This window comes from Micromonospora chokoriensis, assembly GCF_000718555.1.
Taxonomy (GTDB): Bacteria; Actinomycetota; Actinomycetes; order Mycobacteriales; family Micromonosporaceae; genus Micromonospora; species Micromonospora chokoriensis_B.
This window is the reverse complement of sequence record NZ_JOAN01000027.1, coordinates 54,731-81,558: the sequence shown is the minus strand read 5'-3', so window position 1 is coordinate 81,558 and position 26,828 is coordinate 54,731. Positions and strand designations below refer to the sequence as shown.

The window sequence follows — 26,828 nt, the reverse complement described above, 5'->3', positions numbered from 1 at the left end:
GGTGAGCGCTGGTCTTCCGTCGTGGGTCGGGCAATCATGTGCTCATGTCCGCGCCGGCACCGCCGTGGCTGACCGTCGACCGTGCCGTCGTCAGCATCGCGCTGGTCTACCCGATGCGCGGGCCGGCCGGCATGTTCGGCCCCACCTGCGAACTCTGCGCGCAACTCGCGGTGGAGGAGATCAATCGGTGCGGTGGCGTGTTGGGCCGGGAGGTGCGGCTGGTGCCGGTCGACGGCGGCGCACCGCCGGCTGAGGTGGCCGCCGAGGTCGAGGCGTTGGTGTCGGTGGGGGCCGTGCAGGGGGTGACGGGGTGGCACATCTCCTCGGTGCGCCAGGCGCTGGCGCCGCGCGTCGCGCACCGGGTGCCGTACGTCTACACCGCACTCTACGAGGGCGGTGAGCGTACCGAAGGGGTCTTCCTGACCAGCGAGACGCCGGATGCCCAACTGTGGCCCGCGATGCGTCTGCTCGCCGGGGAGCAGGGGGTGCGTCGTTGGTTCGTGGTCGGCAACGACTACGTGTGGCCGCGCCGTACGTCGCGGATGGCCCAGCGGTACGCGCTGCGCGGCGGTGGGCAGGTGGTGGGCCGGCACTTCCTGCCGTTGGACGCGCACGACTTCACCGAGGTGTTGCGCCGCATCGAGCACAGCGACGCGGACGCGGTGTTGATGCTGTTGGTCGGGGCCGACGCGGTGCGGTTCAACCGCGCGTTCGCCCGATCCGGCCTGGATCAACGCTGTCTGCGGCTGAGCACACTGATGGACGAGAACATGTTGCTGGCCAGCGGTGTCGGCGCGACCCGGAGGCTGTACAGCACGGCGGGCTTCTTCGCCGGGGTGGTCACGCAGGAGAATCTTGACTTCCATGGTGATTTCGCCCGGCGTTTCGGGGTGGAGGCACCGCCGCTGGGCAGCCTGGGGGAGTCCTGCTACGAGGGCGTCATGCTGCTCGCCGCGCTGATCGGCCAGGCCCGCACCCTCGATGTACGGGCCATCGAGTCGGCCGCCGACATGGTGGCCTACCAGGGGCCGCGTGGGCGGTTGCGGCTGCGTCAGCGGCACGTGCGTCAGCGCATCTACCTGGCCGAGGCCGACGGGCTCGACTTCACTGTGCTCGCCCAGCTCTGAACCGGGCGCCGGCAGCCGGCCCACCGGCCCTTGACAGCGCTACCCGATCCCGCTCTAAGATGCTTCCTGTGTGAAGTATCTGACCTCGGGGTCAGATGTCACCATTGTGTGCCCACTGTCGGCGGAATCCTTCGCCGGCCATTGTGGTGGCACATATCCTGCGTCTTTCCTAACGGCTGGCACCGTTTCCTCCCAACGGTGTCGGCCGATTTTTGTGCGCACCTCGACGGCCGCTCGGAAACAGTCAATTAAGGGCCGGGAAACACCCGCGCAATCATGTCGGTCGACGCTTTCGGTGCCCATATCCGAACCGGTGCCCCGGGCGGCGTCCACCCGTCGACCTCGGCATCGTCCACGTCAGCTCCACCGGACCGCACCGACCGTCCTTTCGCCACTTGAGTGCACCGCAGGGAGAGTAGATGTCACTATTCCGGGGCCGCCGCATCCTGGCGGGTGCCATGACCCTGGTCGCCGCGGCCGCGATGACCGCGTGCGGCAGCAAGACCACCGACGAGGGCGGCGCGACCGGCGTCACCGCCGACGTCTCCGGCGACACCGTCAAGGTGGGCCTGCTCAACTCGCTCTCAGGGACCATGGCGATCAGCGAGGTGACCGTCCGCGACTCCATCATGCTCGCCGTCGAGGAGATCAACGCGGCCGGCGGCGTCCTCGGCAAGAAGATCCAGCCGGTCGGTGAGGATGGCGCATCCGACTGGCCCACCTTCGCGGAGAAGGCCGAGAAGCTCATCTCCGAGGACCGGGTGGCCGCCGTCTTCGGCTGTTGGACATCGGCCAGCCGCAAGGCGGTCAAGCCGGTGTTCGAGAAGAACAAGGCGTTGCTGTTCTACCCGGTGCAGTACGAGGGTCTGGAACAGTCGCCCTACATCTTCTACACCGGAGCGACGACCAACCAGCAGATCGTTCCCGGGCTCGACTACCTCAAGTCACAGGGCGCGAAGTCGGTCTATCTGGTCGGTAGCGACTACGTCTTTCCCCGGACCGCCAACAAAATCATCAAGGCGTACGCGGCCGCGAACGGGATGACCGTGCTGGGCGAGGATTACGCGCCGCTGGGCTCCACCGAGTTCGGCACGATCGTCAACAAGGTCAAATCGTCCGGCGCGGACGCGGTGTTCAACACGCTCAACGGCGACAGCAACGTGGCCTTCTTCAAGGAGTACAAGTCGGCAGGCCTGACCGCTGCCGGGATGCCGGTGGTGTCGGTGTCGATCGCCGAGGAGGAGGTCAAGGGCATCGGCACCCAGTACCTGGAGGGCCAACTGACCGCCTGGAACTACTACCAGACCACCCCGGGTGCGGCGAACTCGAAGTTCGTGGCCGCGTACAAGGCGAAGTACGGCGCGGACAAGCCGACAAGTGATCCGATGGAGGCCGCGTACGTCGGCGTCCACCTGTGGAAGGCGATGGTCGAGAAGGCCGGTGCATTCGACGTGGAGAAGGTCCGCGCCGCCTCGGACGGGATCACCTTCGACGCGCCGGAAGGGCTGGTCACCGTCGACGGCAAGACCCAGCACATCGCCAAGACCGCCCGGATCGGCAAGATCGGCGCGGACGGTCTGATCACCGAGGTGTGGAACTCCGGCAAGCCGGTCGCGCCAGACCCGTACCTCAAGACCTACCCGTGGGCGAGCGGCCTGAGCTGACGACGCCGGCCCGGACGGATCGCGTTGCCGCGCGGCCCGTCCGGGCCACCCGACCAGCAGTTCGGAGTACCCACCGTGACAGTCCTCTTCGGTCAACTCTTCACCGGCATCAGCATTGGCGCGGTGCTGCTGCTCATCGCGCTCGGCCTCGCGCTGACCTTCGGCCAGATGAACGTGATCAACATGGCGCACGGTGAGTTCATCATGGCCGGCGCGTACACCACCTATGTCCTGCAGCAGAGCATCACCGGCGCGGGCCTGTCACTGGCGGTCGCGCTGCCGGTGGCGTTCGTGGTCGCCGGCACGATGGGAGTCCTGCTGGAGGTGCTGCTCATCCGCCGGCTCTACGCCCGGCCGCTGGACACCCTGCTGGTCACCTGGGGTGTGTCGCTGATGTTGCAACAGCTGGCCCGGGACGTCTTCGGCAGCCCGAACGTGCAGACCCGTGCGCCCGAGCTGCTCACCGGCAACGTGGCGCTGCCCGGCGGGCTGACCATCGCCAACAACCGGCTGTTCATCCTGGCCCTGGCGCTGGCCGCCGTCGCGGCGCTCACCCTGGCGCTGCGACTCACCCCGCTCGGGCGTCGCATCCGCGCGGTGGTGCAGAACCGCGACCTCGCCGCGGTGTCCGGCATCGCCACCGCCCGCGTCGACCGGACGACCTTCTTCGTCGGCTCTGGCCTGGCCGGGCTCGCCGGGGTGGCCCTCACCCTGCTCGGCCCGATCGGCCCGACCATGGGCACCAACCTGATCATCGACGCCTTCCTGGTCGTCGTGGTCGGCGGGATCGGCCAGCTCAAGGGCAGCGTGATCGTCGCCTTCGCCCTCGGCGTGCTCCAGGCCACCGGGGAGTACCTGACCACCCTCAGCGTCGCCAAGGTGATCGTGTTCGTGGCGATCGTCGCGTTCCTCCAATGGCGGCCACAGGGCCTGTTCACTTTGCGGACCAGGAGCCTCGCATGACCGCCGTCACTCCCGCGCCGCCCAGCACCGCCGTCCGCCCGGCACCCGCCGGCACCGTGCCACCGGGTCGCCCCGGGGGCCGCTCACGGCTGCGAACGGTGGCCGGCTTCGCCTTCGGCGCGGCGCTGCTGTTCGCCGTCGCGCCGCTGGTGCTGTCGGACTTCCGGCTGGCCCTGCTCGCCAAGTACCTCTGCGTCGCCATGGTCGCGGTCGGCATCGGAATCGCCTGGGGTCGGGGTGGGATGCTCACCCTCGGCCAGGGCGTCTTCTTCGGCCTCGGCGGCTACGCGATGGCCATGCACCTCAAGCTCGCCGACGCGGGCCCGGGTGGGATGCCCGACTTCATGCAGCTGTACGGGCAACTCGACGAGCTGCCCCTGTGGTGGCGACCGTTCGCCAGCCCATGGTTCGCGTTGCCCGCCACGGTGCTGCTGCCGATGGCGGTCGCCTTCGGGCTCGGCTCACTGGTCTTTCGCCGCCGGGTGCGTGGGGCGTACTTCGCCATCCTCAGTCAGGCGCTCGCCGCCGCGATGGTGATCCTGCTGATCGGGCAGCAGGGCACCACGGGCGGCACCAACGGGCTCACCGACATCAAGGGCTTCTTCGGCTACGACCTGGACGACCCGGTCAACCAGCGGATGGTGTACTTCATCATCGCCGGAACGCTGCTGGCGTTGCTCGCGCTGACCCGTCAGCTCATCCACAGCCGCTACGGCGAGCTGCTGGTGGCGGTCCGCGACGGCGAGGAACGGGTCCGTTTCCTGGGCTACGACCCGGCGTCGGTCAAGCTCGTGGCGTACGTGGTCGCGGCGGGCATGGCCGGGCTGGCCGGTGCGCTGTTCGTGCCGGCGGTGGGCATCATCTCGCCGGCGCTGATCGGCATCGTCCCGTCGATCGAGTTCGTCATCGGCGTCGCGGTGGGTGGGCGGGCGACCCTGCTCGGCCCGGTGCTCGGCGCGGTGGCGGTGGCCTGGGCGCGTACCGCCCTCTCCGAGCGTTTCCCGGGCACCTGGACGTACCTGCAGGGGTTGCTCTTCGTGGTCGTGGTGGCGTTCCTGCCCGGCGGTCTGGCGTCGTTGTGGGCGCTGGCCCGTCGCCGCGACGGCGGCGAGCCACCGCCTCGTCGCGGCTGGTTGTCCCTGGGCCGGCGACGCGCCGAGCGGACGGAGGTGCCGGCGGCATGAGCGAACGCACCGAGCACAGCGAGGGCCGTGAGCGCATGCCCAGCCAGCACGGCATGAGCGGCGAGCGGTTGGACGGGTTGTCCGTCCGGGACGTGCGGGTCAGCTTCGACGGTTTCACCGCTGTCGACGGCGTCTCGCTGGAGGTGCCCGCCGGTGACATCCGGTTCCTGATCGGGCCGAACGGCGCCGGCAAGACCACACTCGTCGACGCGATCACCGGGCTGGTCCGAGCCACCGGCTCGATCCGGTTCGGCGACGACGAGTTGCTCGGCCGGCCGGTGCACCGGATCAGCCGGTTGGGCATCGGGCGGACCTTCCAGACCTCGACGGTCTTCGAGGAGCTGTCGGTGTTGCAGAACCTCGACATCGCGGCGGGTGCCCGGCGCGGCTGGGCGACCCTGGCCCGCCGCCGCCGGGGTGTCCCCGACGAGGTGGCCGCCGCGCTGGAGACCATCGGGTTGGCCGAGCGGGCCGAGCACCTCGCCGGGACGCTCGCGCACGGCCAGAAGCAGTGGCTGGAGATCGGCATGCTGCTGGTGCAGGACGCGCGGTTGCTGCTGTTGGACGAGCCGGTCGCCGGGATGAGTCACGAGGAACGCGACGCCACCGGTGCCCTGCTGGAGTTGGTGAGCCGGGACCGCACGGTCGTCGTGATCGAGCACGACATGGACTTCCTGCGCCGGTTCGCGCGCAGCGTCACCGTGCTGCACGCCGGCCGGGTGCTCAGCGAGGGCACGGTGGCGCAGGTGCAGGCGGACCCCCGCGTGCAGGAGGTCTACCTTGGCCACCCGGTCGACGCCGGGTCGACCCGTACCCCTCTGGAGGCATGATGCTTACGCTGCGCGGGGTGCACGCCGGTTACGGGCGTTCTCGGGTGCTGCACGGGGTCGACCTCGCGGTCCCGCCCGACGGGGTGGCCGCCGTGCTCGGGCACAACGGCGCCGGCAAGAGCACCCTGCTGCGGGTCGCGGCCGGGCTGCTGCGGCCGAGCGCCGGCACGGTCGAGCTGGACGGCGAGGACGTCACCCGTGCCGGGCCGCACGAGCGGGTGGCGCGGGGAATGGCGTACGTCCCGCAGGGTCAGCAGTGCTTCCCGCACCTGACCGCGGCGGAGAACCTGCGGCTGGTCGCCGACGGCCGGCGCGACAGGGCGGTGGCCACGGCAGAGGTGCTGGACCTGTTTCCGGCGCTGCGCCCGCTGCTGCGGCGTCGGGCCGGGCTGCTCTCCGGCGGCCAGCGCCAGCAGTTGGCCATCGCCCGTGCCCTGATCACCCGACCGAGGCTGCTGATGCTCGACGAGCCGACCGAGGGCATCCAGCCGTCGGTGGTCGCGGAGATCCAGGAGCGGATCGTCGAGCTGACCCGGCAGTCCGGGTTCAGTGTGCTGCTCGTCGAGCAGCACCTGGGCTTCGCGCTGCGGGTGGCGGAGCGCTACCACGTGTTGGAATCCGGCCGGGTCACCTCGCAGGGCGATGGGGGTGTCACGGCGGAGCGGGACGTCCGGGCGGCGCTGGCGGTCTGATCGGCGCGGCGTCGGTCAGCTCCTCGGCGCGGGCCCGGTCGAGTCGCGGACGACCAGCAGGTGCCCGGTGGGGCGGCGGCGGGGACGGTTCGTACGCGGCTTGAGCGCGAGGGTGAGCGCCGTGCGGCCCATCTCGGTCATCGGCAGGCGGACGGTGGTGAGGCTGGGTGCGAGGTCGGCCGCCACGGAGACGTCGTCGAAGCCGACCACGGACATCCGCGCGGGCACCGGCACGCGGCGCGACCGCAGCGTCGACAGCACACCCATGGCCATCGCGTCGTTGAGCGCGATGATCGCCGTCGTCTCGGGGCGCTCGTTGAGGATCTGTTCGGCGGCGGCGCGTCCGCCACCGCGGGTGAAGTCGCCGTGCACCACGGCGAGGTCGGCGGGGGACCGCCCGCGCTGCCGCAGGGCCGACGACACTCCGGCCAGCCGATCGGCGACAGTGGTCAGGCCGGCGCTGCCCGCGGCGACGGCGATCCGTCGGTGGCCGAGATCCATCAGATGCTGGGCGAGCGCGAACCCGCCGGCCTCGTTGTCCGGTAGGACGGCGTCGATGCCGAGCGCGTGCCGTCCGATGGCGGCGGCCCGGCCGCCGTGGTCCTGGAACGCGGCCAGCTCGGCGCGGGCCGCGCTCTCCATCCGTGGGTCGTCGTAGCCGGAACCGCTGATCAGGACGATGCCGACCCGCTGGGCGATCAGGTGGCGCAGCTGTTGCAGCTCGTAGCCGGGGTCGCGGCCGGACTGGCAGATCTGCACGAGCAGCCCCCGCTCGGCGGCGAGTTGGATGACCCCGGCGGCGATCTCGGCGAAGTACGGGTCGTCGACCTGGTGGACGATCAACCCCACCGTGGAGGTGGCCCCACTGGCCAGGGTGCGGGCGTACGGGTTGGCCACGTAGCCCAGCTCGCGGGCGATCTGCCGGATCCGGTCGGCGACCTCGGCGCTGACCCCTGCGCGGCCAGCGAGGGCTCGGGAGGCGGTCGCCAGCGAGACGGCGGCGTGTTCGGCGACGTCCACGAGGCGCGGCCGTTGGCTGGCCCTGGGCATCGGCAACCCTCCGGAAACATTCATGTCACCCGATCTATTGCGAGTGACATTCATCGAAGCCTAGGGTACGTAAGCGCTTACGTTGCCGGTGCCGGCAGGCCGCGAAACGAGGTGACAGTCATGTCCAGGGCTCGACGAGTCGCCGTCTCCCTCCTGGCGGTCGGCGCACTGACCGGTGCCGGCGTGCCACCGGCGCAGGCGGACTCCAGCCTCATCCATCCGGCTCTGCGCGCGCACCTGGTCGCCGCGTACGACTTCGACCACCCGGTGCCCGGCGACCCCGCGCTGGAACGCGACCAGGGGCGTTCCGGCACCGAGATCGAGCTGATCAACGGCGGTGCCGCCATGCGGGTGCCCGACCGTGCCTACCGGGGCAGCCGCAACGCGGTGCAGACCCGGCAGGTGGAACCCGCCGTCGCCAGCAACGACGACTGGAAGGCCGGCACCTGGTCGGCGAGCGGGGTGCGGACGCTGCGCGCGTTCAGCGCCACCGCGGGCACCACCGTCATGGGCTGGTTCAAGCTGAACATGGACAGCCCGCTGCCCAACTCCACCACCGCCGACCCGGACGACAGGTACAACGCGATCGGCCTGGCGGGGGTGTTGACCGGCGACTCCGACGGCCACGGCGTGCGCGCCCTGCTGGAGCTGATCGACGTCGACGGGGAGCTGCGCCTGGTCGCGCTCGGCCGGCGACTCGACGGCGGCAACTCGCAGACCTTCGCCGCCACCCGGAACTGGCGCGAACTGCTGCCGGTGGGGCAGTGGGTGCACCTGGCCGCCACCTTCGACTTCACCACCGGCACGCTCGCCCTCTACCGCAACGGCGACCCGGTGGAGGGCTTCTACACCCGCACCGACGACCCGTGGCTGGTGTCCGGGCCTGGCCCGCACGTGACCACCGCGTCCGACCCCCGGGGCATCAAGATCGGCGGCAGCTTCCCGCAGGACACCCTGGAACGCAACCCGTGCGACTGCCGGATGGACGGCCTGATGTTCCTCGACAGTGTGGTCTCCGCGAACGACGTGCGGAGGCAGTACCGCCACCTTGCCCGCTGACCACCCTCGGCACCGTCCCACCGAGAAGGAGACACGCGTGCGCACCCTGCACCGCCGCGCCGGCGCAGCCCGCCGGCCCGCCCTGAGGGCTGGCCTCACCGCCCTCATACTGGTCCTGTCCACCCTGGTCGCCACGCCCGCACGGGCCGCCGACGCGGTCACCGACCCGATCCCCGAGATGCCGGTCCAGTCCCGACTGGGGCTGGTCCTGAGCGAGTACGCCAACTTTCCGCAGTCGTACCCCACGCCGGCGCCGACCGATGCGCGGCTCATGCGTACCGCGCGGATCAACACCATCATGGAGCTGCCCGACGGCTCCGGCCGGCGGGCGGTGCCCGACCTCAACGGCAGCCTCTACCTGGTCGAAGGGGGAGTGCCGCACGTCTACCTGGACGTGGCGGCGACCTTCGCGCCGCGGTTCTTCTCCGGTCGTGGGCTCGGCCAGGGCTTCGGGTACGTCGCTTTCCACCCGGAGTTCGGGGCGAACGGGCGGTTCTACACCATCCACACCGAGCTGGCGTCGACGACGACCGTCACACCGGACTACGCCCAGCCCAACGCGCTCTTTCACGGTGTCATCACCGAGTGGACGGCGACCGATCCGGCCGCCGCCACCTTCGCCGGTACGCACCGCGAGGTGCTGCGCATCGGCTTCGGCGGCCAGGTGCACGGCATCCAGGAGATCAACTTCAACCCCACGGCCAAGCGCCACGACCGCGACTACGGCCTGCTGTACCTCGCTGTCGGCGACGGTGGCCAGGGCGCCCGCAACACCGACCCGCAGAACCTGGCCCTGCCGCACGGCAAGCTGCTGCGGATCGACCCGCGCGGCAGCAACTCCGCCAACGGGCGCTACGGCATCCCACCGGGGAACCCGTTCGTCGGCCGGGCCGGCGCGCTCGGCGAGATCTACGCCGTCGGCTTCCGGGACCCACACCGGTTCAGCTGGGACCGGGCGACCGGCCGGATGTACCTCGGGCACATCGGTGAACACGCCGTCGAGGCGATCTACGAGGTCCGCGCCGGGGACAACTTCGGTTGGAGCGAGCGCGAGGGCTCCTTCGTCTTCGACAAGACGGCCACGAGCCCGTGCGACCGGCTGCTCCCGCTGCCCGCCGACGACGACAAATACGGCTACACCTACCCGGTCGCCGCGTACGATCACGACCCGGCCGCCGGCTGGAACTGCACCGACGACGTCGGTGTCGCGGTGGCCGGCGGCTTCGTCTACCGGGGGCGGGCGCTGCCCGCGCTGCGCGGCAAGTACGTCTTCGGTGACCTGGTCGACGGCCGGGTGCTCTACACCGAGGCGAACGAGATGCGCCGGGGTCGGGACCTGGCTACGATCCACCAGCTCGCGCTCTTCGACGCGGCGGGCACCCCGGTCCGGATGCGCGACCTGTCCGCCCCGGGCGCACCCGGCGACCCCAACCGGGTGGACCTGCGCTTCGGCACCGACGCCGCCGGTGAGCTGTATATCGTCGCGAAGGCCAACGGGAAGGTCTGGAAGGTGACCGGCACCAGGGAATTCGCCAGCGGGGACGTCGGGGACGTCACCCTGCGCCGCACCGCCGGGGCCGCGAACTGGGCGCCGGTGACGCCGACCAAGTGGCAGTTCACCCACGACCAGGTCATCCTGGCCGAGGCCGGGGAGAGCCGGCCCGGCCCGCGCCGACCCTTCGAGTACGCCGTGCTGACGGCCGGCCCGGCGTGGTCGTCGGTGCGGGTCGACGCCGAGGTACGCCTCGACACGCCGGTGGAGGTCACCAACCGGGACGTGATCATCGTCTTCGGCTGGCGCTCGGACAGCCAGTTCTACTACGCCCACCTCTCCACCGACAACACCATCTACCCGCACAACGGCATCTTCAAGGTCGACAACGCCGACCGGGAGCGCATCGATCACCAGTGGAATGGTCGGTCCCGGGGCGCCAACCCGGCGATCACCGATGCCAAGTGGCACCGCGTGCGGGTGGTGCACCTGCCGGCCACCGGCGAGATCGCCGTCTACGTCGACGGGCACAAGGACCCGCTGCTGACCGCGAAGGACACCACGTTCGGCTCGGGACGGGTCGGCTTCGGCTCGTTCGACAACGTGGGCCGAGCGCGCAACCTGACCATCACCGGCACGCCGGCCTGAACCGTGCCGAAGTGGGGCGGCGGCGGTCGTGCCGCCGCCCCCACCGGGTCATCCGGCGACCTGCCCCGGAGGAACCCGTCGGGTTCGTAGACTTCCTGCCATGCCGGAGATCGTCGAGTTGCTGGCCTCGCCCGTGCACCGCTTCCTGGGCCGACCCGCCGACGGTCCGGCCCCGGCCCCGCCCGGTGAGCTGGTCGACGTGGTTCGGATCCGAGCCGGCCTCGGCATCGTCGGCGACCGGTACTTCGGCCAGCAGGCACACCGCGACGCCAGCGTCACCGTCATCGCCCAGGAGTCGCTGCCGGTCGGCATCGGCCTGGCCGAGGTGCGGCGCAACATCCTCACCACCGGGATCGCCGTGGACGAGTTGATCGGCAGAGTGCTGGTGCTGGACTCCGGCGACGGCCCGGTCAGCCTGCGAGTCAACCGGGCGGCCCGGCCGTGCGCCTGGATGGACGTCACCGTCGGCCCGGGGGCGTGGAAGGCGCTGCGCACCACCGGCGGCATCCGCTGCACGCCCCTCACCGACGGCACCCTGCGCGTCGGCCCGATCGACGCCGTCGTGAGCTGAGGAAAGCGCTCGACGCCAGCGCAGTCGAGCGCTGGGCGAGCTGGTGCTGGCGGATTCGGCGAGGTGACGCTGCGGCGCGCCGGTGCGTGGTAGAACCAAACCGCGCATCGGCTCGCCGATCTCCGGGGCCGGACGGGACCTGATCCGAACAGAGGTGGTGCGGTGAACCTCGAGCTACGGCAGCTCATCGAGGAGCTGCGGGCTGATCTGGCCGAGCTGCCAGAGAGCCTGGCGTACGCGGAGTTCGGCGAGGGGGCGGCCATCGACGCCGTACCGGCGGGGCTCCCGGCCGACTTGCGGGATCTCCTGCTGGTGGCCGACGGGCTGCGCGCCGGTCGGGTCGAGTTGGCCTCCTCGTCGGTCCTCGCCGGGATCCAGTACCACCTGGACTACGCACCGGACTTCTCGGCCATCCCGCAGGACCGGGCAGGCTGGCTGGTGGTCGGCGTCCGCAGCGACGAGCCGATCTTCATGGACCGTGGCACGGGAGCGATCTGGTACTTCCCGCCGACCGGCACCGAGTGGTTCATGTCCGACGCGTTCGAGGAGCTCGCCCCCGACGTGGAATCCTTCGTGGACTACTACCTGCTCGGGCCGGGCTACGCCGACCTGACCCCCGCGGACGACAGGTGGTTCGCGTTCCTCGACGAGCAGGGCCTGCTCGACGAGGACGACGAGGACGGGAGCTGAGTCAGACCGGGCTGATGTGTGCGGCCAGGACCCGCCAGCCGTGCTGGTCGTCGTGGACCCAGGTCCGGGTGTAGCGCAGGCGTGCCGCGAACGGCGCCCCCTCGAACACACCGGACACCCGGCCCAGGAAGAACGTCACTCCCGTCGCGCCGACGACGAGCAGGTCCAGCTCCTCCTCCACCAGCTCCTCCACGACCGAGCGGCGGTCCCGGTGGGCGGCCAGGTCATCCTGCTTGGTGTGCGTACGCCCGTCCGGGCCGATGGCGATCAGCTGGTCGACCAGCAGTTGATCGAGGGCGGGGACATCGCCGGCCCGCTGGGCGGCCTGCAGGGTGCGCTCGGCGTCGAGCAGCTCTGCCTCGCGTGCGCTGTCTGGCATCGCGTCGTCCTCCCGTTCGGGGCCGACCCGGTGCCACCGTCGGTCCGGGCTGTCCGCATTGTGGCAGCCAACGGGGCCTGGGCGGGCGGGGATCGCCGCCGAGTTCACAGAGTCAGGCGAATCCGTACGACGGTCTCCCCGGGGCTGGTGAGCACGGCGACCTCGTCACAGATCTGCTCCACGATCGCCAGCCCGCGACCCCGTATCGCGTCGGCGGCCGGCATGCTCCGGCCGAGTGCCCGCGTCGGCCCGTGGTCGACCACGTCGCAGAACAGCTGGCCGGGCTCGGCCCAGAGCCGCACCCAGCCGCCGCCGGTGGTGTGCTGCAGCGTGTTGGTGGCAAGCTCGCTGACCGCCAGCGTCAACAGCTCCACCCGCTCGGCCGACAGGCCGCGGGCCAGCGCTTCGGCGCTGACGAACGCGCGCAGCGCCCGTACGTCGGTCGCGACCTGGTACGCCATGGTGTCCGCGGTGTAGGTGGGGACACTCTGCTCGGCCACGGTCTCCCATCGCTCGCCCGGCATCAGCCCGCCGTGTGCGGGGGGCCGGTCAGCGTCATCACGACCACATCATGTCACCCACTGGCCCCCTGGCCGTCTCGTCCGTTCGGCGGTTGATCACCTACGGGCCGGCTCGACCCTCGCCGGTCCGGTCGAGGGCTCGGCGGCCCGCGACTAGGGACGGATGTCCAGGGCCCCGATCAGCCCGTCGCGCAGCGTGAACCGGTACCGCAGCTCGATCGGGCTGCCGGGGAAGTCGCCCGCCACCCGGGTGAGAACCAGGTACGAGTCGCCCGCCTGCGGTGTGACGCGGACCGGCTCGGCGGTGTACGAGTAGGCGTCCATCGTCTTCTGTCGCCAGGCGCGGATCGATGCCCGCCCGTCGTACAGCCGGTCCTCGTCGGCGACGCTCGCGGTGTCCGCGAAGCAGGCCACGAAGGCGTCCAGGTCCCGGTCGTTGACGGCCCGGAAGTACCTGTCGATCACGTCGGGCAGGTCGAGGGCCATCTGCTCCTCCTGCGGCGCGGGCCGCCGTCGGGCAGCCGTCGGGTTCCCGGTTCGACCTCACCGTACGAGAAGCGGGCGGCAGCGCGCGCAGCAACAGGCAGAACCGTCCCGCCCCGGCTGTCGGGTTTGCCGCCGGTGGGCCCGGGTAGCCACGCGTCTCCGACTGCGAAGGGCGGGGTCATGGCCGAGCTGAGGTTCGTCGACAAGGTCGCGGCACGGGCGGGTGTCCTACCGGAGCAGGCACGCTCGCTGACCGAGGCGGTGCTGCGGACCCTCACCGAGCGGCTCTCCGGCGGTGAGGCGGGCGCGTTGGCCCCCCACCTGGCCGACGAGCTGAGCCCGCTGCTGGTCAAGGCCGCCGAGCCGCCGGAGGCGTTCGGCTACGACGAGTTCCTGCGGCGGGTGGCCGACCGCGCCGGGATCGACCGTCCCGCCGCCGAGCGGGGTGCCCGTGCGGTGCTTCAGACGATGCATCGGGTGGTCGGGCACCGAGAGTTCGAGGACGCCCTGGCGCAACTCCCGGCGGACCTGCGGGCACTGGCGCAGCCGCTGCCGCACGGCCCCTGACCGACGCCCGCACCGCCGGACGCCTCGGGTGTCGATGACCGTTCGGTCCCTGGTGCGCCACTACGACACCGGATCTACTGTGCGTTACCAATCGAACGCGCAGTGGTGGTGGCCCCGCGCCTGTCCGCCGGGTCGTCGCCGCTCCGATCCGAGGAGCGTCCCGTGCCGTCCATGGTGTCCCCGCGTCCCCTGCTGACCGCAGCGACGACAGTCGTCGCGCTGATCACCCTTGCCCCCGTTCCCGCCGCCGCGTCCCCGCACAGCTACCGGGTCGTCGACCTGGGCACCCTCAGTGGAGGCGACGGTGCCGCGACCGCGATGAACGATCGGGGCGACATCGTCGGGTGGAGCACCGTCGCCAGCGGCGCGCGCCATGCCGTGCGCTGGCGCCACGGCGTCATCACCGACCTGGGCGTGCTGCCGGGCGACACGGATTCCACCGCCGTGGACGTCAACGAGTTCGGCGACGTGGCGATCACCTCCTTCGGCTCGGACTACCTGACCCGCGCGGTGCTCTGGCGCGACGGCCAGCTGCGCGACCTGGGCACCCTGGGCGGGGAGAACAGCGTGGCGATCGGCATCAACGACCGGCGGCAGGTGCTCGGCAGCAGCGAACCGGCCGGCGACATGCCGCACCGATTCGTGTGGCGCAACGGCGTCTTCACCGACCTGGGACGGGAGTACTTCTACGAGTTCACAAGCGACTTCAACAACGCCGGCGACGTGGTGGGCGGGTTCAACGTGCCGCCGCAGGACTACCCGTGCACCTGCGTCGGCGGTCTCCTGCGCAATGGCGTGTTCACCCAGATCGGCAGCGAAGCCCTCGGGGTCAACAACCGGGGCCAGGTGGTGGGCGCGGCGAACGGGCGGGCGTTCCGCTGGCAGAACGGGACACTGACCGACCTGGGTACGCTCGGCGGCGGCTGGAGCCGCGCCACCGCGATCAACGACCGGGGCGATGTGGTGGGCCAGAGTGCCACCACCGTGCAGTGGCGCCCGTTCCTCTGGCGCAACGGGGTGATGACCGACCTGACCACCCGGGGCCTGCTGGAGACCCCCCCCCCCGCGGGCCGGCCCCCGCCCCTCGCCCGAGGTCAGCCGGTTACCCCGCTGCTGACCACCCACTTCTGGTGCGCGCCGCCGGAGTACGTGCCGAGCTGTATCTGGGTGCCGTCGCCGGTGTTACCGCCGGCGGCCTCCATGATCTTGCCGGACTGCGGGTTGCGGATCGATCCGTCGCTCTGCGGCTGCCATACCTGCGCGCCGGTGCCGTTGCAGGTCCAGAGCTGGATCTTCGTACCGTTCGCGGTGCCGGCGTTGTCCACGTCCAGGCACTTGCCGAGCACCCGGTACGTGTCGCCGACCCGCGTCCACGACTGCGCGGCGGTGCCGTTGCAGGTCCAGAGCTGGATCTTCGTGCCGTCGGCCAGGCCGGAGTTGTCGACGTCCAGGCACTTGCCACCGACGCCGGTGATGGTGCCGCCGGGCGGCGGCGGAGGGCTACCCGGGATGGAGTTGAGCGTGTACCACGCCTCGGTGCTCCACAGTGACTGGCCGCTGGTGGAGGTGAACGGACGCGGCGAGCGCAAGTGCACCACCCGGCCGGCCTTGCGACCGGCCACCGCGAGGTTGACCTTCTTTCCGTCCGACGAGAGGGTGGCCGAGGTGACGGTAAGCGTCTCTTCGTCGATCTTCGGCCCGCCGTAGCTCGACGTCGCCACGTACCGCCATTGCTTGATCTTGTAGCGAGCGGCCAGCTCGGCGGCGGTCTCCGCCGAGACGGGCTGCGTGTACTCCACCTCGAAGCCGGTCGTGGTGGCGCGCATGGCGAGCATCTCGAACGTGGTGGCGGTGTTCGGGGTGAGCTTCTGCAGGCCGTACGAGAGCTTGCCGGTCTGGCCCCAGTTGCCGCCCGCGCCGAGCCCGCCGACGTAGATCGCGCCGTCCGGGCCGACGTTGACCTCGGAGACGCCCGCCTCCAGGCCCTGGGTGAGCCGGAACAGGGCGCCCTGGTACTCGCCGTTGACCTTCTCCACGTTTGCCCGTTGCAGCCCGCCGTAGGTCACGTCACCGATGACGAACTGGCCGGCGTACCGACCGCTGGTCAGGTACATCGGCGTGCTGGGCGAGTTGGCGATCTCGTTCTGCGGCATCCAGAGCACCGGCGGCGTGACCAGTGCGGTGTCGAACGGGCCGGCCGGGTTCGTGTAGTGGTTGAAGAACCGGCCCTGCTTGACGTGCACCAGCTTCGACGAGGGCAGCCAGCCGCCCTGGTTGTCGGTGACGAAGATGCCGCCCTCCGGGCCCCAGCCGATGCCGTGCGGCGTACGCAGGCCGCCGGCGACGTAGCTGACCGCGCCGGTGTCCTTGTTGACCTTCAGGGTGGTGCCCCGGTTGGTGGCGGGCTGCGGGTTGGTGGTGGCGCCGCCGGAGTTGATCGACACCGACAGGTTCAGGTAGAAGAACCCGTCCTGGTAGAGCAGGCCGAACGCGAACTCGTGGAAGTTGCCGCCGTACGGCCAGGTGGCGACGGTGTCCAGGCGCTCGGCCACCTCGTCACCGCCGGTGTTCACCAGCCGGGTCAACCGCTGCTTCTCCGTCACGTAGACCACCCCGTCGACGACCTTGAGCCCCATCGGCTCCTTCAGGCCACCGGCGATCTTCTTGGTGGTCACGGCGCCGGGGCTTGTCGATCCGCCGGTGTTGCCGAGGATCCAGACCTCGCCGTCCTGGGAGGTGCCGGACTGGTCGCTGCCGCCCCAGGTGCAGATCACGAGCCGGCCGTCGGGCAGCCAGTCCATGCCGGTGACCTTCGGCTGGAAGCCGCTGGGCCGCAGGTTGGTCAAGCTGTAGCCGGGGTGCACACCGGTCAACGGCAGGCCGTCGCCGGGGGAGTCGGAGACCCCCTCGCACTCCTTGCGCCCGGGTGCGGTCACCCGGACCACGCCGGCGTCGGTGCTCAGCGCCGAGTTCGGTACGACCGCGAAGGTCGACGAGCCGGGCGTCTTCCACTCCAGGGTGATCTGCTGCCCACCCCCGCGCTCGAAGTGGTCGATGCGCAGCGCGTGCAGGCCGGCGGTGAGGGTGACAGTGCCCTCCTTGGGCGGGGTCGCGCCGTGCAGCCCGTCGTGGTTGATCACCACGGCGTTGTCGATCGTGAGCTTGGATCCGTCGTCGCTGCTGAGCCGGAACGTATAGCTGCCGGCCTGGGTGGTGGTGATGTTGCCGAGCACCTGCGAGACGAAGTTGTCCTCGAAGCCGAAGTCGGCTGCCGAGGTCCAGTTGATTGTGGACATCAGCTTGTCCACGTTCGGGGTCTGGGCGGGCTTGAGGGTGCACAGCTCGGAGAGCGGCACCTGCACGTCGAAGACGCGCAGCGTGACGCCCGGTTCCTGCGCGGGGGCGGCGGTGGCGGGGACGGCCCAGAGGCCGGTGGCGAGGACGAGTGCCAGCGCACCCAGGACGGGATGGTGGAGTCGGCGTAGCAGGCGTGTGCCCATCGTTCCTCCAGGAGGCAGTGGAGTGTCCGACGGTCGGCGTGGATCAGCGGTGAGGATGACCGTCGGCCCGGCTCCGTAACGTCCTCGACGCCGACGAGTGACGTTGCGGAAACACCGGGTGGATGGGTCGGAACATTAAGGGGTTTCGATTGAACTGTCCATGGCTTCGCCTCGATACATCAAAAGTTTCCGATGTCCGTGCGAAAGTTCGAGGCGGTACGCGCGAAATGCCGGATACTGCGGCCGCCTAGCGCCGTCCGCGCCGCGCCGGACCACCGGCCCGATTGCCGGTCTTCCGCGCCGGATTCGTGGACTTGCGGGCTGCGGCACCGTTCTTTCCCGCTGAGCCGGCGGGCCGGCGACCCGCCGGGGAGGCTCCGCGCGCCGCGGGTCGACGGCGGGCCGCCAGCAGCACGATCGCGGAGACCACGACGACGATCAGGGCCGGGATCAGCCAGGCCGGGAACCCGCCGTCGCTCTGTTCCTCGGTGGCGCCGGCCGGCTCGCTCGCCGGAGCGCCGGTGGGGGCGACCGGGCTGCCGCTGGCTGCGGGGTTCGTCGAGCCCTCGCTCTCGGCCTGGGCGACAAGCGCCGGATCCGGTCCCGCCGTGGGCGCCGACCAGCCGGCCGGCGCTGCCGTGCCCGGCCCCTGGTAGTCGAAGGTGACGTTGCCCCGCACCGCCTCCCCGTCCGAGGCCACCGAGAGGTAGCTGGCGGTGTAGCGGCCCTTCGTCGGCCAGTGCGCGACGGTAACCATGGCCGGGAAACCCGTGTGGTAGAGCCGTGGCTCGAACACACCGTTGACCATGAAGTACTCCGTGACCGGCTTGTCCAGCCGCTTCGGCTCACCGAAGGACCAGCCATTGTCCACTCGCGACCCATTCGGCCCGCTGATGGTGAAGTGCGCGTTGGCGGCCGGCTTCTCGGTGAAGTACAACGCCAGCTGAGTCAGCGGCTCACGCACGACGGTGCCGGTCAGCGGGGTGGAGGTCGCCAGTTGGCCGTGCGCGGACGCCGGGGCGACCGGCAGCAGCAGCGAGACCATCAGGGTCGCCGCCAGCACCGCCACGGCACGACTCAGGACCTTACGCACAGTGACCTGCCTCGATCGCATTCGTTCATCATGGTCATTTCCCCGCCGCCGAACAAGACGTAGAGTTCTCATCCCTGACGATCAACTCCACACCCGTCCCCCTCGCGTCGTTCGGAGTCCGCCCGTGTTCGTCCGTACCCCCGCCGCTCGTACCTCCGCCGCTCTCGCCGCCGCCGCCCTCGCCGCCCTGGTCCTCGCCGGTTGCGGGCAGGACGACGACCCCTCCGTGGCCACCCCCTCGACGGCGCCGACGTCCGCGGCCCCGCCCAGCGCCACCGCCACCGCGCCGACCCCGACGGCCACCAGCGCACCCAGCGCCTCCGCCAGCACCGCCGCGGTGGACCAGCAGATCACCGTCACGATCGCCAAGCGGCGGGTCGATCCGCCGACCGGCCGGGTCACCGTCAGTAAGGGCCAGCTGGTGCGGATCACGGTCACCTCCGACGTGCCCGACGAGTTGCACGTACACGGCTACGACCTGGGTGCCCGACTGCCGGCCGGCACGCCCGCCTCGGTGGAGTTCCGGGCCGACAAGACCGGGCTGTTCGAGGTGGAGACGCACGAAACCGAACTGGTGCTCTTCCAGCTCGTCGTCCGCTGAGCGACATGACGGCCACTCCCACCCTGCTGGCACACGGCGTCGGTGGCCGCCAGGACCTGCCGATCACGTTGCCGCAGCTCGTCATCGCCGCCGCGCTGACCCTCGTCGTCACGTTCGTCGCGCTGGGCCTGCTCTGGCGCGAACCCCGGCTCGACCGGGACGCCGCCGGTGGTCGCCCGACGCCGCGCTGGCTTGCCCGACTCGTCGACGCGTCCGCGTTCCGGTGGGCGCTGCGCGGGCTCGGCCTGCTCGCCGCCGCCTTGTTCTGCCTCGCTCTGCTGGGCGGGCCGGACACCGCCGACAACCCGACCGCCGGTGCGCTCTACGTGCTGCTCTGGGTTGGCCTGGCACCGCTGTCGCTGCTGCTCGGCCCGGTCTGGCGGGCGGTCAACCCGCTGCGTACGGTGCACCTGCTCGCGGCGCTGGCAGCGCGGCGTGACCCGAACCGGGGCCTGCGTGAGCTGCCCGACGGCGTCGGGTGGTGGCCGGCCGCCGCCACCCTGTTCGGGTTCGTCTGGCTGGAGTTGGTCGCCCCCGACCGGGCCACCCTGCCGGTCATCACCGCCTGGCTGGCCGCGTACGTGGTGGTCCTACTGGCCGGGGCGGTGTTGTTCGGCGCTAGCTGGTTCGACCGCGCCGACCCGTTCGAGGCGTACAGCACCCTGATCGGTCAGCTCGCCCCGCTCGGCCGCGCCGCGGACGGCGTCCTGGTGTGGCGCAACCCGCTCGACGGGATCGCCGGCCTGCGCCCCCGCCCCGGTCTGGTCGCCGTGGTGATCGTGCTGCTCGGCTCGACCATGTACGACAGCCTCTCCAACGCGCCGGGCTGGTTGCGCTTCAGCCAGGAGAACGGCCTGCACCCGGCGGTCACCGGCAGCGCCGGTCTGAGCCTCGTCATCGCCGCCGTCGCGGTGGCGTACCTCGCCGCCACCGGCGCCGCCGCGCGCATCGGCCGCGCCGACGCGGCCGACACCCGGCGGGTGCCCGGCGAGATCGCCCACTCCATCGTGCCGATCGCGGTGGGGTACGTGGTGGCGCACTACTACTCGCTGCTCATCCTGGAAGGCCAGCGCACCGTCGCGTTGCTCTCCGACCCCCTGGGCACCGGCGCCAACTGGCTCGGCACCGCCGACTGGGAGCCGAACACCACCCTGGTGACGCCCTCCGGGGTGGCCACCCTCCAGATCACCGTCATCGTCCTCGGGCACCTGCTCGGCACGCTGCTCGCCCACGACCGTGCCCTCTACCTGTTCCCCCGGGCTCGGGCGGTGGCCGGCCAACTCCCGTTGCTGGCACTGATGGTCGCGTACACCGTCGCCGGTCTGCTGCTGCTCTACGCGGGGTAGTCCCGTCCGGTAACGACTCGTGCGTCATGATGGCCCGTGGACTCCGATCTGCAGCGCTACCTCGACGACCTGGTCACCGCCGCCCGGGACGTGCTCGGAGCCGACCTGGTCGGCGCGTACGCGGCCGGCTCGGTGGGGCTCGGGGCATACCAGCCCGGCCGCAGCGACGTGGACGTGGCGCTGGTCAGCACCGGGCCGCTCACCGACGCCGCCAAGCGGACGTTGGTGGCGCGGCTACGGCACGAGACCCTGCCCTGCCCGGCGCGCGGGCTGGAGTTGGTCGCCTACACCCGGGCGGTGGCCGCCTCCGGCACCCCGGAGCCCGGCTTCGAGGTCGAACTGAACACCGGGGCCGGCATGCCGTTTCGAAGCACCCTCGACCCCGCCGACCGCCCGGCCGCCGACGGCCGCTTCTGGTACGGCCTCGACCGCAGCATCCTGCACCAGAGTGGACTGCCGCTGCTCGGGCCACCGGCAGGGGAGGTCTTCACCGACCTCGCCCCGGCCGACCTGCGCCGGCTGCTCATCGAGGCGCTGTCCTGGTGGCTGGCTCTGCCCACACCGCCGGAGGACCAGCCCGCCCCCGGCACCGAGGACGCCGTACTCGGCGCCTGCCGATCGCTGGTGCGCCACCGCGACGGCGTCTGGCTCGCGAAGGTGGCGGCCGGTCAGCGGCTGATCGACGCGGGCGACCGGGCCGAGGTGATCCACCAGGCGGTCGCCGCGCGACACGGCGGGCCGCCACCCACCGGGGCACAGGCCCGCGCTTTCCAACACCGGGTACGCGACGAGATCGCCGCGTAGCTGTTGCGCAGTTGCCGGACGGGCCTCGTGGCGCTCAGCCGACCGGCTTCGGGTCAAGGTCGAGGACGAGGAGGTCCATGGGCGGGCCCCACGGCAGGACTGACGTGCCGACCTGCTTCCACCCGTTGCGCGCGTACACCTCCCGGGCCCGGGAGCGAGGGTCGGAGGCAAGAGTGGCGTACCGCTCCGACCGGTCGGCGAGCAGCCGGCGAATCAGCTGCGCGCCAACGCCTTCGCCGCGACGATGGGGCTGGACGATCCACTCCATCACGGCCAGTTTCGCCGCTGCACGGATCCCGGCGGGTGGGTCGGAGTCGGCCCGGGACCACCAATCACCGGCGGACATGGTCCACCCGTACGCGGCACCGACCAGGGACGAGTCCACGGCGGCGGTGACGAGGGTGAAGCCGAGCCGGTCGGCCTCGCCGGGTAGGCGATCGCGGAAACGGGCCACCTGCTCGGGGCCCTCCTTGTACGGCGGCTCGGCGTATACACACTCATACAGGTCGACCAGCGGTCCAAAGAAGCGGGCCGCGTCGTCGCTGTGGCTGGTGGTGTAGCTCAAGCCCATGTCCGGATGTTAGACGCGTACCCGCTCCATCAACTCGCCGTAAACCGGGCGCTGCCGCTCGGCATCGGGAACGGCGGCGGCAACCTGCCGGGCAACCGCCCGCACGAGCTCGTTGTGCTGCTCGGCGGGTAGTTGATCGAGCAGGTCGGCAGCGAGGCGCAACCCGTCGGGGATGTGCCCGTTGCGGCACAACGCAGCCGCCTGGTGCAGCTGAACCTGCGTGCGTAGCCGCTGCTGCGACGGCGGGTACAGCTCTAGAGCGCGTTGCTGTGCGGCCTCGGCGGCGTGCTGATCACCGGCGTGGGCATACACCCACGACTCGGTGTGCCGAAGCCGGTGCTCTGGCCACCCCCACAGCGATTCCACGTCGGCGGTCACCGTGGCGGGCAGAGCCTCCACCTGGTCGGCGAGGGCCTGCACGGAGGTCACCGCCTCCGTGTGTCGGCCGGCGAGCGAGAGTGCCTGCGCCCGGCCCGCGAGCAGCCCGCACGTGGCCGCCGAAGATCTGCCGTCAATCAGCGGCAGCACCTGGTCGGCCAGCGCTACCACCGTGGTCGGCGTCCGACCGTCGTAGCAACCGTTCACCACGTCCCACGCCCGGGTGAGCACCCGCATGTCTGCGTCGCCGGACTCGTCAGCGACCCGCTGCGCGCTGGCCCGCCACCTGCCGGCCAGCACGGTCTGCCCGCACGCGTTCAGGCTGAGCGCCACGATGACCGACAGGCGGCCAGCGGCGCGTAGCAGCAATGGGCGGTGGTGCCCGCCGTCGGCGGCGATCTGGTGCTGCAACACGGTCAGGTCCCGCCCAAGTTGGGCCACGAGTTGATCGTGCGGTTGGCGGTAGTAGCCGCGTCCGTAGTCCGCGACAATCTCGGTCCACTCATCGAAGTCGACATCGACGGCGGCGCTGAGCCCTTGCCGCAGGGCCTCCCATCCCACGAGCCGATCCACCGTGGGCACCGCGGCGAGTGCGCCCATCGCCTGGAGTACCGACCGTCTGCGCACGTCCTTGTCGCCTGTCTGCCTGCTCTCGTACGCCGACACCAATGCGCCATCAGCCGACAACGCGCGGTCGTAGGCGGCCACCACCACTGCGTTGGTGGGGCGGTCGCCGCGTTCGATCTGCCCGAGGTAGCCGAAGTCGTACGCCGTCAGCTCGGCGAACTTCCGCAGCGACCAGCCGGCGGCCTTGCGGTGCTGCCTGAGTGTGTCCCCGAAACCGTCCATCTCGCCCTCCGGCGTGTGGGTTCCCATGTGGGCCCACTGCTCACGGCTGCCACAACCCCCAGCGTAGCGGCCACGCTACCCATGTCGGTCGATCTTCGAGCGGCAGGAATAGGCGCGGCGGATCGCTGCCGGACCGGGCGTGGTCTGTCGTAGCCGTTGGTTGTGGTGGCCGACCGGAATCACGCGTGTGTCGGCCACCACGCGCAACCCTTGGGGGTGATGTAATGAGCTGGATTGGGAGAGCGGCGACCGTGGAGGTCCCCGTCGGAACCAAGCTGTTCCTGCTGGCCGGGGAGTGGTTTCGCGAGCCCACCGTGCTCGCCCGACGGGACGAGTTGGTGACTGTAGTGGCCACCTATCCGGGGGCGATCAACGGCCGGGTGTGGGTGAAAGGGCACGTGTGCCGGCGTCAGGACCCCCCAGACTGCGGCACCGGGTCCTGCTTCGAGCACCAGGTGCTCGCCTCGGCGATCCGACTGAACCTGGCCGGTCAGCGGTGAGCGCGACTCAACAGGTCTATACGGACCGGCACAGACACCCGGCCCACCCGGTGCGCGACGGCGAGAGGCACACCCCGCTGCGCCCGATGTGGTGTTGCCGGGCGGACGGCCAGCAGTGGCCCTGCCCCGACGCGAGGCTGCTGCTCAGGGCCGAGTTCGATGACAACCTGTCGGGACTGACCATCTACCTGGCGGGCATGTTCTACGAGGCCATCCAGGATCTCTGCCACCTCAACTCGCACGACGGACCCAGCCCGAGCGAGTTGTACAACCGCTTGGTTGCCTGGGGCGGGCGGCCCGCACGGCGCTCAACGGACCGAACGGGACTCCAGCGAGGCGAAGAGCAGGTTGAGGCCCTCCGTCATGGTCGGGTGGGTGATGCCCGCGTCGCGCAGAGCGGTCCACGGCATTCCGGCGAGCATGGCCAGCTGCATCGAAGTGATTACCTCACCGGCTTCGGCGCCGAGCAGCGCCGCACCGAGGATCCGGTCGGTGCTGGTGTCGACGACCGCCTTCCACATGCCCTGGGTCTGGCGCAGGGTGCGCGCCCGGGGGATGGCGGCGACCGGCAGGTGGGCGACCTGGACGTCGTACCCGGCGCGACGCGCCTCGGTCTCGGTGAGCCCGATCCGGGCCAGCTCCGGGGTGGTGAAGACGGTGTACGGGATCAGCCGGTCGGCGGTGCTGCGCTGGCCACCCGCGAGGTTCGCCCGGATGATTCGGTAGTCGTCCAACGAGACGTGGGTGAACTGCGGGCTGCCGGCGACATCCCCAGCCGCCCAGGTCCGTGCGGCGCTGGTCCGCAGGTGCTCGTCGACCGCCACGAACCCGCGGTCGTCGAGCCGTACGCCGGCCACGTCCAGGCCCAGGCCGTCGGTGACCGGTTCCCGGCCGGCGGCCACCAGCACTTCCTCCCCGAGCACCGCGCTGCCGTCGTCAAGCGTCACCCGGAGCGTGCCGTCGACGTCGCGGTCGACCCGCGCGACCGCGACACCCACCCGTACGTCGATGCCGTCGTCGAGGAAGACGCGCATCACCGCGTCACTGACGTCGGGATCCTCCCGGGTGAGTAGCCGTGGACCGCCCTCGACCAGCGTTACCGCGCAGCCGAACGACGCGAACAGCTGCGCGAACTCCACCCCGACGGTGCCGCCGCCGAGCACCACCAGCCGGGCCGGCAGCCGATCCAGGCGCAGCAGCTCGTCGCTGGTGAGCACGCCGGCCTCGGCCATCCCGGGCACCGACGGCAGATGGGGGCGGGTGCCTGTGTTGATCACCACGTCGGCGCCGCGGAGCAGCCGCTCACCGCCGTCGGCGAGCGCCACCCGTACGGTCCGTGGGCCGACGAACCGGGCCTGGCCGATCACCAGGTGCAGGCCGGAGTCGAGGAACTGCTGCCGATTGGCGGCCACCATCCCCTCGACCACGTCCTGCTTGTGCGCGCGCAACAGGTCCACGTCGACCCGGCCGCCCTCCACCACCACGCCGAGCGCCGACGCGTCACGTAGCTGGCGGACGGCCCGCGCGCTGGTCACCAGCGCCTTCGTCGGGATGCACGCGACGTTGATGCAGCTGCCGCCGATCATGGCGCGCTCGACCATGGCGACCCGCTGCCCAGACCGGGCGACGTCCATACTCAACGTCTTTCCGGCCTTGCCGCCGCCCACGACGAGCAGGTCGAACTCCTCCGGTCGGTCGGTCACCGGGCGCTCCTCTCGTCACCGGCCAGGCCGGCGTCCGCCGCTTGGTGCGCGGCGGCCAGCCCAGCCTGCCAGCTCCGCCCAGCGCGGCGACCCGATTCAGCACAGAATCCGCCCAGCTCACCACCCCCACCGAGAGTAGGTACTGCTCAACCCACACCGCCTATCCCAACCCGCGATCTTGCACTTTCTGTCGCGGCATAGCGGGCTTTCCGCGCGTATCGACAACCGAAACTGCAAGATCGACGCGGGTGGGGGCGTTCCTGGGGTGATGAGATAGGGGATCATCGTTGGGTGTCTGACATTCCGCTGCAGTTCCGCGCACGGGTCCGCCATGAGCCGGACCGCTCGTACGCAGTGCTGGTCGAAGGACCTGACGGGGAGGTGCTGGTCGGCACCACCCGCAGTCTGAGAGCGCTGAGAACGGTGGCAACCGAGGGTGCGGCCCGACTGTTCGGCGTGCCGACGGATCGGATCGCCGGGGAGCGCCTGGACGTGACGATCCCTCAGCCGCCGTATGGACGCGACGGGCAGTGGGTGCGAATCGTCTCGGCCGGTGAGTCCACCGGAGCGGATGTCGTCGACCTCGGTGTGGCCGGGCAGGCGCACTGGTTCAGCCACGAGGGTGCCTGGTTCGTCACGGTGGCCGGCTCCGGCACCGCCGTCTACCCCAGCGAGCACCTCGACTTCGCCCCCGTCCTTACCGACGAGGAGGTCACTGAGCTGCGGAGGTATCTCGGTCGGTCAGTCGAGCCTCCATCTTGAGTGACTGAGGGCCTTGGATGGCGACCTGGCCGGCCGGGCAGGGCTCACCGGAGCACCAGCAGGTCGAGGGCGTCGATGACCGGTCCGGACTGCGTTCGTGCGGCATCGTTCAAGCGGGCGACGCCCGCCGCGTACTCCTCGTCGCTGATCAGCTGTAGCGGGGTGTGTGCTTCGCGGCGAAGTCCGGCGGCGGCCTCGGCGACTGACGGGGCGGTCACCTGCGAAACCGGCTCGCAGCCGACGGTCCTGAGCGCGGCGGTGGCGAACGCCGCCTCGACGTCGGCGATGCTCGGGTAGCGGTCGAGCACGGCAACGGCCTCCGGGAACCAGCGGAACAGGCTGATCGCCTCGTGCCGGCCGGCGAACGCGGACCGGATCAGCACCGGAGCACCAGGTTTCAGCACCCGCCGGATTTCTCGGGCTGCCGCGGCGAGGTCGGGAACATGGTGAATCACGGTGGAGAGCCACACCCCGTCGAGACTCCCGTCCTCGCACGGAATGTCGTCGGCGGCCCCCGGGATGACCGACTGGAACACCGCCCGCTCGCGCATTGCCGCCGAGGGGTCCACCGCCACGACATCGAGCTCGGGCCACCACGCACGGAACGCCTGTGCCCAGCTGCCGGTACCGCACCCGAGGTCGAGCAGGCGCATCCCCGGCCGGGGCTCGAAGTACCGGCCGATCGCCTGACGCCAGGTCGCAAGGTCGTCGTCCCGCAGGTGCCGAGTCGTCTGAAACGCCGCCGCGTCCACGCCGTCGTACGCAATCAGAGCCATAGACCGACCCAACCCGGCGGCC

At 71.0% G+C, this 26,828-nt stretch carries 26 protein-coding genes and 2 pseudogenes; 18 read left to right on the top strand and 10 right to left on the bottom strand.

Features of this window, described 5'->3' with window-relative positions; genetic code table 11:
- The first annotated feature begins 44 nt into the window (after positions 1 to 44).
- From IF46_RS0128600 to urtE, 6 genes are all read left to right on the top strand, one after another.
- Entirely contained in the window at positions 45 to 1,127 is a 1,083-nt protein-coding gene (locus IF46_RS0128600; protein WP_030491498.1) for a substrate-binding domain-containing protein, read from the top strand.
- A gap of 419 nt (positions 1,128 to 1,546) precedes the next feature.
- Positions 1,547 to 2,791 carry an urea ABC transporter substrate-binding protein gene (urtA, locus tag IF46_RS0128595; protein ID WP_030491497.1) on the top strand — a complete coding sequence of 415 codons (1,245 nt, stop codon included), beginning with the start codon at positions 1,547 to 1,549 and terminating at the stop codon, positions 2,789 to 2,791.
- A 75-nt stretch (positions 2,792 to 2,866) separates the two neighbouring features.
- Positions 2,867 to 3,754, top strand: coding sequence for an urea ABC transporter permease subunit UrtB (urtB, locus tag IF46_RS0128590; RefSeq protein ID WP_030491496.1), 888 nt, complete (start codon positions 2,867 to 2,869; stop codon positions 3,752 to 3,754).
- Positions 3,751 to 4,938 carry an urea ABC transporter permease subunit UrtC gene (urtC, locus tag IF46_RS0128585; protein WP_030491495.1) on the top strand — a complete coding sequence of 396 codons (1,188 nt, stop codon included), beginning with the start codon at positions 3,751 to 3,753 and terminating at the stop codon, positions 4,936 to 4,938. The genes urtB and urtC overlap by 4 nt, the downstream gene beginning before the upstream one ends.
- Positions 4,935 to 5,768: an urea ABC transporter ATP-binding protein UrtD gene (urtD, locus tag IF46_RS0128580; RefSeq protein WP_232234202.1), complete on the top strand. Its 834-nt coding sequence runs from the start codon at positions 4,935 to 4,937 to the stop codon at positions 5,766 to 5,768. The genes urtC and urtD overlap by 4 nt, the downstream gene beginning before the upstream one ends.
- Positions 5,768 to 6,460: an urea ABC transporter ATP-binding subunit UrtE gene (urtE, locus tag IF46_RS0128575; protein ID WP_030491493.1), complete on the top strand. Its 693-nt coding sequence runs from the start codon at positions 5,768 to 5,770 to the stop codon at positions 6,458 to 6,460. Before urtD ends, urtE begins: the two co-directional genes overlap by 1 nt.
- Positions 6,461 to 6,475: 15 nt before the next feature.
- On the opposite strand, the gene IF46_RS0128570 is transcribed toward urtE, so the two are convergent.
- Positions 6,476 to 7,510 (bottom strand): LacI family DNA-binding transcriptional regulator, encoded by a 1,035-nt coding sequence (locus IF46_RS0128570; protein ID WP_030491492.1) that lies wholly within the window; start codon positions 7,508 to 7,510, stop codon positions 6,476 to 6,478.
- Positions 7,511 to 7,630: 120 nt separating this feature from the next.
- On the opposite strand from IF46_RS0128570, the gene IF46_RS0128565 reads away from it, so the two are divergent.
- The 4 genes from IF46_RS0128565 to IF46_RS0128550 all read left to right on the top strand — a co-directional run bounded on the left by IF46_RS0128565 (position 7,631) and on the right by IF46_RS0128550 (position 11,970).
- The gene (locus IF46_RS0128565) at positions 7,631 to 8,569 is read left to right on the top strand and encodes a LamG-like jellyroll fold domain-containing protein (protein WP_030491491.1); all 939 of its coding nucleotides are present in this window, start codon (positions 7,631 to 7,633) and stop codon (positions 8,567 to 8,569) included.
- Positions 8,570 to 8,606: 37 nt separating this feature from the next.
- Entirely contained in the window at positions 8,607 to 10,709 is a 2,103-nt protein-coding gene (locus IF46_RS0128560; protein WP_030491490.1) for a PQQ-dependent sugar dehydrogenase, read from the top strand.
- Positions 10,710 to 10,809: 100 nt separating this feature from the next.
- Complete coding sequence (locus tag IF46_RS0128555; protein WP_030491489.1) at positions 10,810 to 11,280, top strand: hypothetical protein; 471 nt, start codon at positions 10,810 to 10,812, stop codon at positions 11,278 to 11,280.
- Positions 11,281 to 11,442: 162 nt separating this feature from the next.
- Entirely contained in the window at positions 11,443 to 11,970 is a 528-nt protein-coding gene (locus IF46_RS0128550; RefSeq protein WP_030491488.1) for an SUKH-4 family immunity protein, read from the top strand.
- Between the two features lies 1 nt (position 11,971).
- Here IF46_RS0128550 and IF46_RS0128545 read toward each other — a convergent pair whose 3' ends face one another.
- The 3 genes from IF46_RS0128545 to IF46_RS0128535 all read right to left on the bottom strand — a co-directional run bounded on the left by IF46_RS0128545 (position 11,972) and on the right by IF46_RS0128535 (position 13,356).
- Entirely contained in the window at positions 11,972 to 12,349 is a 378-nt protein-coding gene (locus tag IF46_RS0128545; RefSeq protein WP_030491487.1) for a nuclear transport factor 2 family protein, read from the bottom strand.
- A gap of 104 nt (positions 12,350 to 12,453) precedes the next feature.
- On the bottom strand, positions 12,454 to 12,873 hold the full coding sequence (locus IF46_RS0128540) for an ATP-binding protein (protein ID WP_030491486.1): 420 nt from the start codon (positions 12,871 to 12,873) through the stop codon (positions 12,454 to 12,456).
- Positions 12,874 to 13,023: 150 nt separating this feature from the next.
- A complete protein-coding gene (locus tag IF46_RS0128535) occupies positions 13,024 to 13,356 on the bottom strand; it encodes a nuclear transport factor 2 family protein (RefSeq protein WP_030491485.1) in 333 nt (110 codons plus the stop codon).
- A gap of 180 nt (positions 13,357 to 13,536) precedes the next feature.
- Here IF46_RS0128535 and IF46_RS0128530 point away from each other — a divergent pair, with 180 nt between their 5' ends.
- Entirely contained in the window at positions 13,537 to 13,923 is a 387-nt protein-coding gene (locus IF46_RS0128530; protein ID WP_030491484.1) for a DUF2267 domain-containing protein, read from the top strand.
- 171 nt (positions 13,924 to 14,094) lie between these two features.
- Positions 14,095 to 14,949 (top strand): annotated as a pseudogene (locus IF46_RS35805) (hypothetical protein); the annotation flags it as partial.
- Positions 14,950 to 15,017: 68 nt separating this feature from the next.
- Here IF46_RS35805 and IF46_RS35570 read toward each other — a convergent pair.
- Positions 15,018 to 17,423: a ricin-type beta-trefoil lectin domain protein gene (locus tag IF46_RS35570; protein WP_084598092.1), complete on the bottom strand. Its 2,406-nt coding sequence runs from the start codon at positions 17,421 to 17,423 to the stop codon at positions 15,018 to 15,020.
- Positions 17,424 to 17,670: 247 nt separating this feature from the next.
- Positions 17,671 to 18,516: a copper resistance protein CopC gene (locus IF46_RS0128520; RefSeq protein WP_232234201.1), complete on the bottom strand. Its 846-nt coding sequence runs from the start codon at positions 18,514 to 18,516 to the stop codon at positions 17,671 to 17,673.
- Positions 18,517 to 18,640: 124 nt separating this feature from the next.
- Between IF46_RS0128520 and IF46_RS35365 the strand changes: the two genes are divergently transcribed.
- The 3 genes from IF46_RS35365 to IF46_RS0128505 are packed head-to-tail and all read left to right on the top strand — an operon-like array spanning position 18,641 to position 21,267.
- Positions 18,641 to 19,117 carry a hypothetical protein gene (locus IF46_RS35365; RefSeq protein ID WP_030491481.1) on the top strand — a complete coding sequence of 159 codons (477 nt, stop codon included), beginning with the start codon at positions 18,641 to 18,643 and terminating at the stop codon, positions 19,115 to 19,117.
- A 5-nt stretch (positions 19,118 to 19,122) separates the two neighbouring features.
- Positions 19,123 to 20,463, top strand: coding sequence for a hypothetical protein (locus IF46_RS0128510; RefSeq protein WP_030491480.1), 1,341 nt, complete (start codon positions 19,123 to 19,125; stop codon positions 20,461 to 20,463).
- A gap of 36 nt (positions 20,464 to 20,499) precedes the next feature.
- Positions 20,500 to 21,267: a hypothetical protein gene (locus tag IF46_RS0128505; protein WP_036393553.1), complete on the top strand. Its 768-nt coding sequence runs from the start codon at positions 20,500 to 20,502 to the stop codon at positions 21,265 to 21,267.
- A gap of 34 nt (positions 21,268 to 21,301) precedes the next feature.
- On the opposite strand, the gene IF46_RS0128500 is transcribed toward IF46_RS0128505, so the two are convergent.
- Together IF46_RS0128500 and IF46_RS0128495 are read right to left on the bottom strand one after the other, a co-directional pair.
- Complete coding sequence (locus IF46_RS0128500) at positions 21,302 to 21,838, bottom strand: GNAT family N-acetyltransferase (protein ID WP_030491478.1); 537 nt, start codon at positions 21,836 to 21,838, stop codon at positions 21,302 to 21,304.
- Positions 21,839 to 21,847: 9 nt separating this feature from the next.
- On the bottom strand, positions 21,848 to 23,092 hold the full coding sequence (locus IF46_RS0128495) for a helix-turn-helix domain-containing protein (protein ID WP_232234200.1): 1,245 nt from the start codon (positions 23,090 to 23,092) through the stop codon (positions 21,848 to 21,850).
- Positions 23,093 to 23,316: 224 nt separating this feature from the next.
- Between IF46_RS0128495 and IF46_RS0128490 the strand changes: the two genes are divergently transcribed.
- Both IF46_RS0128490 and IF46_RS35360 read left to right on the top strand, forming a co-directional pair.
- Positions 23,317 to 23,565, top strand: a complete 249-nt coding sequence (locus IF46_RS0128490; RefSeq protein ID WP_030491476.1) for a hypothetical protein — start codon at positions 23,317 to 23,319, stop codon at positions 23,563 to 23,565.
- Positions 23,562 to 23,876: pseudogene (locus tag IF46_RS35360) on the top strand (hypothetical protein); the annotation flags it as partial. The gene IF46_RS0128490 and the pseudogene IF46_RS35360, both read left to right, overlap by 4 nt.
- Here the strand turns inward: IF46_RS35360 and IF46_RS0128485 are convergent.
- On the bottom strand, positions 23,874 to 25,268 hold the full coding sequence (locus IF46_RS0128485) for a dihydrolipoyl dehydrogenase family protein (RefSeq protein WP_030491475.1): 1,395 nt from the start codon (positions 25,266 to 25,268) through the stop codon (positions 23,874 to 23,876). The pseudogene IF46_RS35360 and the gene IF46_RS0128485 sit on opposite strands and share 3 nt — an antisense overlap.
- Before the next feature lie 291 nt (positions 25,269 to 25,559).
- On the opposite strand from IF46_RS0128485, the gene IF46_RS0128480 reads away from it, so the two are divergent.
- Positions 25,560 to 26,030, top strand: coding sequence for a hypothetical protein (locus IF46_RS0128480; protein ID WP_030491474.1), 471 nt, complete (start codon positions 25,560 to 25,562; stop codon positions 26,028 to 26,030).
- Between the two features lie 44 nt (positions 26,031 to 26,074).
- Here the strand turns inward: IF46_RS0128480 and IF46_RS0128475 are convergent, their stop codons facing one another.
- Entirely contained in the window at positions 26,075 to 26,806 is a 732-nt protein-coding gene (locus IF46_RS0128475; protein ID WP_030491473.1) for a class I SAM-dependent methyltransferase, read from the bottom strand.
- Between the last annotated feature and the right edge of the window lie 22 nt (positions 26,807 to 26,828).

What these genes read in the sequence shown, in the direction of transcription:
- IF46_RS0128600 (WP_030491498.1), top strand. Translation starts at nt 45, where the DNA reads ATGTCCGCGCCGGCACCGCCGTGGCTGACCGTCGACCGTGCCGTCGTC.
- urtA (WP_030491497.1), top strand. Translation starts at nt 1,547, where the DNA reads ATGTCACTATTCCGGGGCCGCCGCATCCTGGCGGGTGCCATGACCCTG.
- urtC (WP_030491495.1), top strand. Translation starts at nt 3,751, where the DNA reads ATGACCGCCGTCACTCCCGCGCCGCCCAGCACCGCCGTCCGCCCGGCA.
- urtD (WP_232234202.1), top strand. Translation starts at nt 4,935, where the DNA reads ATGAGCGAACGCACCGAGCACAGCGAGGGCCGTGAGCGCATGCCCAGC.
- urtE (WP_030491493.1), top strand. Translation starts at nt 5,768, where the DNA reads ATGCTTACGCTGCGCGGGGTGCACGCCGGTTACGGGCGTTCTCGGGTG.
- IF46_RS0128570 (WP_030491492.1), bottom strand. Translation starts at nt 7,510, where the DNA reads ATGCCCAGGGCCAGCCAACGGCCGCGCCTCGTGGACGTCGCCGAACAC.
- IF46_RS0128565 (WP_030491491.1), top strand. Translation starts at nt 7,631, where the DNA reads ATGTCCAGGGCTCGACGAGTCGCCGTCTCCCTCCTGGCGGTCGGCGCA.
- IF46_RS0128555 (WP_030491489.1), top strand. Translation starts at nt 10,810, where the DNA reads ATGCCGGAGATCGTCGAGTTGCTGGCCTCGCCCGTGCACCGCTTCCTG.
- IF46_RS0128545 (WP_030491487.1), bottom strand. Translation starts at nt 12,349, where the DNA reads ATGCCAGACAGCGCACGCGAGGCAGAGCTGCTCGACGCCGAGCGCACC.
- IF46_RS0128540 (WP_030491486.1), bottom strand. Translation starts at nt 12,873, where the DNA reads ATGCCGGGCGAGCGATGGGAGACCGTGGCCGAGCAGAGTGTCCCCACC.
- IF46_RS0128535 (WP_030491485.1), bottom strand. Translation starts at nt 13,356, where the DNA reads ATGGCCCTCGACCTGCCCGACGTGATCGACAGGTACTTCCGGGCCGTC.
- IF46_RS0128530 (WP_030491484.1), top strand. Translation starts at nt 13,537, where the DNA reads ATGGCCGAGCTGAGGTTCGTCGACAAGGTCGCGGCACGGGCGGGTGTC.
- IF46_RS35570 (WP_084598092.1), bottom strand. Translation starts at nt 17,423, where the DNA reads ATGGGCACACGCCTGCTACGCCGACTCCACCATCCCGTCCTGGGTGCG.
- IF46_RS0128510 (WP_030491480.1), top strand. Translation starts at nt 19,123, where the DNA reads ATGACGGCCACTCCCACCCTGCTGGCACACGGCGTCGGTGGCCGCCAG.
- IF46_RS0128500 (WP_030491478.1), bottom strand. Translation starts at nt 21,838, where the DNA reads ATGGGCTTGAGCTACACCACCAGCCACAGCGACGACGCGGCCCGCTTC.
- IF46_RS0128495 (WP_232234200.1), bottom strand. Translation starts at nt 23,092, where the DNA reads ATGGGAACCCACACGCCGGAGGGCGAGATGGACGGTTTCGGGGACACA.
- IF46_RS0128475 (WP_030491473.1), bottom strand. Translation starts at nt 26,806, where the DNA reads ATGGCTCTGATTGCGTACGACGGCGTGGACGCGGCGGCGTTTCAGACG.